The organism is Cysteiniphilum sp. (genome assembly GCF_057495195.1).
In genome coordinates this window covers 1-7,330 of the sequence record NZ_JBXTEF010000136.1, presented here as the reverse complement: position 1 = coordinate 7,330, position 7,330 = coordinate 1, and the positions used below count along the sequence as shown (strand labels likewise).

At 39.5% G+C, this 7,330-nt stretch carries 6 protein-coding genes; 5 read left to right on the top strand and 1 reads right to left on the bottom strand.

From position 1 onward, the window contains the following. Nucleotides 1–118: 118 nt before the first annotated feature. The gene (locus ACY10D_RS11455; protein WP_487000858.1) at nt 119–1,582 is read left to right on the top strand and encodes an amino acid permease; all 1,464 of its coding nucleotides are present in this window, start codon (nt 119–121) and stop codon (nt 1,580–1,582) included. Nucleotides 1,583–1,656: 74 nt separating this feature from the next. Here the strand turns inward: ACY10D_RS11455 and ACY10D_RS11450 are convergent, their stop codons facing one another. Further along, nucleotides 1,657–2,868: an MFS transporter gene (locus ACY10D_RS11450; RefSeq protein ID WP_487000857.1), complete on the bottom strand. Its 1,212-nt coding sequence runs from the start codon at nt 2,866–2,868 to the stop codon at nt 1,657–1,659. Nucleotides 2,869–3,284: 416 nt separating this feature from the next. Between ACY10D_RS11450 and ACY10D_RS11445 the strand changes: the two genes are divergently transcribed. The 4 genes from ACY10D_RS11445 to sufD are packed head-to-tail and all read left to right on the top strand — an operon-like array spanning nt 3,285 to nt 7,244. Beyond that, nucleotides 3,285–3,767: an SUF system Fe-S cluster assembly regulator gene (locus ACY10D_RS11445; RefSeq protein WP_487000856.1), complete on the top strand. Its 483-nt coding sequence runs from the start codon at nt 3,285–3,287 to the stop codon at nt 3,765–3,767. Next, nucleotides 3,757–5,199 carry a Fe-S cluster assembly protein SufB gene (gene sufB, locus ACY10D_RS11440; protein ID WP_487000855.1) on the top strand — a complete coding sequence of 481 codons (1,443 nt, stop codon included), beginning with the start codon at nt 3,757–3,759 and terminating at the stop codon, nt 5,197–5,199. Before ACY10D_RS11445 ends, sufB begins: the two co-directional genes overlap by 11 nt. A gap of 52 nt (nt 5,200–5,251) precedes the next feature. Beyond that, nucleotides 5,252–5,995: a Fe-S cluster assembly ATPase SufC gene (gene sufC / locus ACY10D_RS11435; RefSeq protein ID WP_487000854.1), complete on the top strand. Its 744-nt coding sequence runs from the start codon at nt 5,252–5,254 to the stop codon at nt 5,993–5,995. Between the two features lie 10 nt (nt 5,996–6,005). After that, nucleotides 6,006–7,244, top strand: a complete 1,239-nt coding sequence (gene sufD / locus ACY10D_RS11430) for a Fe-S cluster assembly protein SufD (RefSeq protein ID WP_487000853.1) — start codon at nt 6,006–6,008, stop codon at nt 7,242–7,244. Nucleotides 7,245–7,330: the final 86 nt, after the last annotated feature.

Below are 7,330 nucleotides of genomic sequence, written 5' to 3'. Positions count from 1 at the left end.
TTGGAAGGCTATGTGCAGCATTTGAGTTGCTGGCACAAAAATACTGTGCATAATTTAAACCTTGATTCACATTCAAGTACACTTAAATTTGAGTGTGTTACATTAAGAAGGGGAAGGTATGAAATCAACTAAATTAAAACGTGACTTAAAAACGCGTCATTTAACAATGATTGCGTTAGGTGGCACTATTGGTACAGGGTTATTTCTTGCAAGTGGTTCAGCCATTTCACAGGCAGGTCCAGGTGGCGCGTTAATAGGTTATGCATTAGTTGCGATTGTGGTGTATATGCTAATGACTAGCCTAGGTGAAATGTCAACATATGCGCCATGCACAGGGTCTTTTAATAAGTATTCAGAAAAGTTTGTTGATCCAGCACTTGGCTTTGCCATGGGTTGGAATTATTGGTTTAACTGGGCAATGACTATCTCTGCTGATTTATTAGGTGCTGGACTGTTAATGCAGTTTTGGTTTCCAGATACCCCAGTGGTGATGTGGAGTGCGATTTTCTTTGTTATTATTCTTGCGGTAAATCTATTCTCAGTATCGATGTATGGTGAGTCAGAATATTGGTTATCCTTTATAAAGGTATCATTTGTTATCATTTTTATTTTGGTTGGCGCACTGGCTATTTTTGGCATTAGTGAGAATGGTTATGCTGTTGGCTTTAGTAATTGGCGTGTTGCAGATGCACCATTTAATGGTGGAATATTTACGATACTAGGTGTGTTTTTGATTGCAGGTTATTCATTCCAAGGAACTGAGATCGTTGGTGTTGCCGCAGGTGAGGCAAAAGACCCAAGAAAAGCAATACCCAAAGCTATTCGTAGTACATTTTGGCGCTTGACCTTGTTTTATGTATGTGCATTAGGCATTATTGGCTTTTTGGTACCATATACTGCAAGTTGGTTAGCAAACCCCGAATCTAATGTGGCGATGAGTCCTTTCACCATGGTGTTTCAAAGCACAGGATTCACCTATGCCGCAACGCTTGTTAATATTGTATTGGTTACTGCGGTATTATCAGCAGCTAATTCATGTATTTATACTTCGTCGCGTACGTTATGGTATTTATCTAAATCAAAGCAAGCGCCTAAGGTCTTATCCAAAACGAACCGTCGTGGTGTGCCTGTGATTGGCGTACTGGTGACATCAATCTTGGGTGCTACGTTTTTCTTGGCGTCTTTCATAGGTAATGGCGCAATTTTCAACTGGTTAGTTAACTTAATCAGTTTATCTGGATATATAGGTTGGTTGAGCATTTCTATTAGTCATTTGCGTTTTCGTCGCGCGTATATCAAGCAAGGTAGATCCCTCGATGACTTGGTTTATAAATCAAAGTTTTATCCATATGGACCAATTATATCGATCATTGCCTTGGTGATTATGATGTTTGGTGCGCAAGTTGAGCAAATGCTATCGGGTAGCGCGACATGGGGTGCTTTCTTTGCAACATATAGTGGTGTGATTTTGTTTGTTCTTTTATATCTTGGCTATAAATGGCGTAAGCGTACCAAGTTTGCACGCTCGGCAACATCTGATATTGATTTCTTCCACAAAGAAGCACATCAAAGTACTTTTTAATAAGAGACCGGTACGAATGATAGTCTTGGTGGGCTTTTGGATATGGAGAGTATCAAAATATCACCTGTTGAATATTAAGCTTTTTGTTTGATGAATAAAATAACTGCAACAGTAGCGATAAAATAGGAAAGCAAAACAACCATCATGCCATTATGATAGCTTGAACCATCATATAGATAGTTTGTTATTGGCTGTGATTGGCTTGCACGGATGACATAGCCAACAAATGGCTGGAAAATAAAGCCTGAAATAACAACCGCCATATTATTAAAACCAATGGCAGTGGCGCGATGCTCAAGTTTATTATTGCGTGAAATCAAAGAAAAGCTTAACGCCTGTCCCGCACATGCAGCACCTGCGGCAAAAAACAATATGACAAGAACTGTGACGCTATTAATTGGTGCTAGGGTAATAAACCCAAAAGAAATAACACCTAGTAGTGCGCAAAGTACAAGTACGCGTTTGATATATTCTGTTTTATCGGCAAGAAAACCAAACAAAGGGCTGCCAACAGCAATGCCAATCCACATAAAAGTGACAATGGTTGCCGCAACTGAAAAAGGAACGTTAAAGTATTGCTCAACAAAAGGAATGCCATAAAGTGAGGCAACAACTGCCATTGGCATCCACAGTAAACAAGCATAGATTGCAATCATCCACGTTTGTGATTGGCGAGCAACGGACTTAAAAGCAATACATGAACTTGTCACAGGCTTCGCTGTTAGGTGTTTATTAGGAAGCTTTAGGTAGAAAAACATGATAATCAAGAGAATCAAGCCAAAGCTGCTAATAATCATCATTGTTGCGCGCCAGCCAAAGTGATCAATCAGCGGGATAAGTGGTAATGCGCCACACATGGCACCTAGTGCTGCAAGCATCTGAGTAATGCCTGCTATCAAAGTGAAATAGCGCTTGCTAAAGACATGACTGGCAACGACAAGCACGCCAATAAAAGCGAAAGCGGAGCCAAAGCCCATGAAAATACGTGCGCAAGCCGCAAGATAAAAGTTTGGTGCAAGTCCAAACAGAAATCCACCAATGACGCAAATCAAAAGGGGTAACATAATCACATTGCGTGCAGAGAATCGATCATAAATAAGGCCTGCTGGAATCTGCATTAAAGTATAGGTGATAAAATAAGCACCAGAGGTGACGCCAAGCCAGAATATATCAATATGCAGACTACTCATAAGGTTTTCAGTCATAATGCCAGGTGAGACTTGAAGTGCCATTTCAAAAAAAAGAAACAGTGCCGCTAAAATAAATAAAAGTACTGATTTAAACATAAGGTTATCCTATTCATTGTTTATGTTTCTACGCTTAAAATATCAAAGATTAAAAAAATTAAGATGCCTAATTAAAGATAAACTGGACATAAGTAACAACGGATTAATAGAGGTGCAGTAAATCCTAATTAGGCTTAATACATCGACAACAACAGAAAATAGGCATGAAAGTAGCAGCACAGCCACTTACGCTAGATAACTGTGTGTTTAGATATTTATTGTGCTGCATTTAAGTTTTTCTTGCTCGAAAGATCAGTGACTAGAAAGATAGATTACCTTGAAAAAAACAAAATGCAAAATTTTTTTGTATCGATGATTATCGTTGTAATTAAAGGAAAACCAACTTTTAATCCGTTGACACAAACATCAAAACCCATTACCCTTTGCGCATATGATACCAAGCCAGTACTATTTTGATGTTAAAAGTCAGTAAACTTGCTGATTATGCGGTGATGATCGTGCTCAAATTTGCGCAGAATCCGCAAGGGTTATACAGTGCCACTGATCTTATTAGTCTTACGGGACTTAATTTGCCGACCGTGCGTAAAGTACTCAAGCTCTTGAGCATAAAGGGGATATTACTTGCCAAACGCGGCGCTGAAGGTGGCTATGCGTTGGCTTCTGAAGTGAGTGAAATTTCAGTACTTGATATTGTCGAGGCAATTGATGGACCGCTTGCGTTTACTGAGTGTTGCAGTGCAGGGTTTGTATCGTGCTCTGTCAATGATTGTCATATGGGTGGCTATTGGCATGTGATTAATAAAAAAGTCCGCGAAACACTAAGTAGTTTTAAATTACTAGAGTTAATGAATTCATCATCTTATGAAGTAAGTGAATTAAATAATATGAATCAAACTAAGAAAGAAAATAGTAAAGAGATCATGCGACATGACGGATGAAAAAATAAATAAAATGCTTGATCAGGAATATAAGCACGGCTTTGTGACTGAGATTGAACAAGAACGTTTTCGTAATGGCTTGGATGAGGATATTATTCGGCAGATTTCCAAGCGCAAGAATGAGCCTGAGTTTATGCTTAAATGGCGCTTGCAGGCTTATCACAAATGGCTAGAAATGAAAGAGCCAACTTGGGCGCATGTTGATTATGAGTCAATTGATTATCAAGCGATTAGTTACTATGCGGCACCCAAATCGGCAGCTGATAAGCCAAAAAGCTTGGACGAGGTTGATCCAGAGTTAATTGAGACGTATAACAAACTAGGCATTCCTTTGCATGAGCAAGAAATGCTCGCAGGTGTTGCTGTAGATGCGGTGTTTGATTCTGTCTCTGTGGTCACCACTTTTAAAGAAAAGTTGGCTGAAGCAGGTGTGATATTTTGCCCAATTTCAGAGGCGTTACAAAAATATCCTGAGCTTATTGAGAAGTATATTGGTTCAGTGGTGCCGCAAACGGATAACTATTTTGCAGCATTAAACTCTGCTGTATTTAGCGATGGCTCATTTGTATATATTCCCAAAGGTGTACGTTGCCCGATGGAGTTATCAACTTATTTTCGGATTAATGCCTCAAATACGGGGCAATTTGAACGTACCTTAATTGTTGCTGATGAGGGCAGTTATGTCAGTTATCTAGAAGGCTGTACTGCGCCTATGCGTGATGAAAATCAGCTGCATGCAGCGGTGGTTGAACTAGTTGCATTAAAAGATGCTGAAATTAAATACTCGACTGTACAGAATTGGTATCCCGGAGATAAGGACGGCAAAGGGGGTATTTATAACTTTGTGACCAAGCGTGGTGTGTGTATGGGCGCTAATGCAAAAATCTCATGGACGCAAGTGGAAACGGGATCTTCAATTACGTGGAAATATCCATCGGTTATCCTGCGTGGTGATAATAGTGTGGGTGAGTTTTATTCTGTGGCATTAACGCGTCATGCGCAACAAGCAGACACCGGTACCAAAATGATTCATATGGGCAAAAATACCAAAAGCACGATCATCTCAAAAGGGATTTCCGCAGGACGCGCGCAAAACGCCTATCGTGGGCTAGTACGCATGTTGCCAACGGCGGATAATGCACGCAATTTCTCACAATGTGATTCTTTGCTTATTGGGCATGAATGTGGCGCGCACACTTACCCGTATATTGAAAACAAATCAAAATCAGCGCAAATTGAACATGAAGCAACGACATCAAAGATTTCGGATGAGCAGCTTTTTTATTGCCGACAACGAGGCATGTCAGAAGAAGATGCAGTAGCGATGATAGTGAATGGTTTTTGTAAAGATGTCTTTAAAAAGCTACCCCTTGAGTTTGCGGTTGAAGCACAAAAATTGATGGAAGTTAGTTTAGAAGGTGCAATAGGCTAGCGTAAAGATAAAAGTAAATGTAAAAAAGAAAAAGAAAAAGCGAAGTAACGATATGTTGTTAGAGATTAAAAATTTACATGCCAAGGTTGAAGATAAAGTACTACTAAAAGGGATTAATCTTGAGATTAAACCAGGTGAAGTACATGCGATTATGGGACCAAATGGTGCCGGTAAAAGTACATTGGGTAATGTGCTTTCAGGTAAACCAGGTTATGAAGTGACTGAAGGCGAAGTGATATTAAATGGTCAGAATATCTTTGATTTGGATGCGTCAGAGCGCGCACATGCTGGGATGTTTCTCAGTTTTCAATATCCGGTTGAGATCCCAGGTGTTAGTAACACACAGTTTCTAAAAACAGCCGTCAATAGTACACGTAAAGCCAAGGGGCAAAGCGAGCTTGATGCAATGAGCTTTATGAAGAAACTGCGTGCGAATATGGATATCCTTGAAATGGATCAAAAATATATGAAGCGCGGTGTTAATGAGGGCTTCTCCGGTGGCGAGAAAAAGCGTAATGAGATGCTGCAAATGATGATGCTTGAGCCTAAAGTATGTATTTTAGATGAGACGGATTCAGGTCTTGATATCGATGCGTTGCAAGTGGTATCAAAGGGCGCGAATCATATGCGTAATGGTGAGCGTGGCTTTATTGTGATTACACATTATCAGCGTTTATTAAACTATATCGCGCCTGATTTTGTCCATGTTTTGGCAGATGGCAAAATTGTTAAATCAGGTGGTCGAGAGTTAGCTCTTGAGCTTGAAGATAAAGGTTATGCTTGGATTAATGACTAAGGAGCACACTATGCTGCAATTAGAACAGCCGATTGCTAAGCTTAATCTGACAGATGAGGCGATTAAACAACGTGAAAATGCATGGCAAGCATTTGTTGATCAAGGTTTTCCAAATAAAAAAAATGAGCAGTGGCGTTACACTGATTTAACTGCTTTGTATCGAAAGTACGATATTGCCCAAGTTAAGCTTGGAGTTAATACAAATATTGACGAAACATTGTCAATGATTAACCTAAATACGGATATGTATAATATCATTTTTGTTGATGGACAACTTGCGCATGTTGATGACATTGATGGTGTGATCATTAATGATAGTTTGTCACGACAACCTCAGCGTGAGAGTAGTGATGCGCTGTCTAATCTAAACATTGCCTCGTATTTAGGCGGGGTCACGATTCAGGTTAAGAAAAATACGCGTTTGACAAAGCCTATTATCATGACGTATTTGCATACTGATAATAGTCAGAAGATGTTGGTTAATTATCAGCATACCTTGGTGATTGATGAATATGCGGAGTGTATGATTTGTGAGAACTTTATCGCATTAAGCGACACCTACTCAGCAGCCAATATCTGTAGCAATGTCGATCTTAAAGAGGGTGCAAAGTGCTGCTATGACGCCTTGGCAAACACAAGCTTTGAAGCATTATTGGTGACGCATAAACTAAAACTTTCAATAGCCAAAAATGCCTATTATGAAACATTTCAAATGGCGGCTTATGCCTCACTCAAACGTATTGAGTTTGATGTGGATTTGCAAAATGAAGGTGCTGTTTTTAATGCAAAAGGTATTTACGCTTTAACACATAATGCAAAAGTTGATTATTATATTAATGTCAAACATAATGCATCCAATACGCAAAGTGATGTTGCATTTCGTGGTGTCGTTGGTGGTAAGGCATCGGCAACCTTTAATGCGAAAGCATATGTTGCTGAAGGATTAAATAGCATCAAAGCGCTACAAAATAATCGTAATATTCAGCTAACGAATACTGCGGAGATTAACACCAAGCCTGAGCTTGAGATTTATTCTGATGATGTCGTTTGTAGTCATGGGGCAACGATTGGTCAGCTTGATCAGCAGGCGTTATTCTATTTGCAATCACGCGGCATTAACAAAGATCAGGCAACGAGTTTACTTATTGAAGGCTTTGTCAAAGAGCTGATTACTTTACTTGATCGTGATGAATCCACAATTGAAAGTTACCTTGATAGCCTTGAAGGGCATATCAAACATTTAGTTTAAATAAATGCCTTAAATGTGAATCAAGGTTTAAATTATGCACAGTATTTTTGTGCCAGCAACTCAAATGCTGCACATAGCCTTCCAAA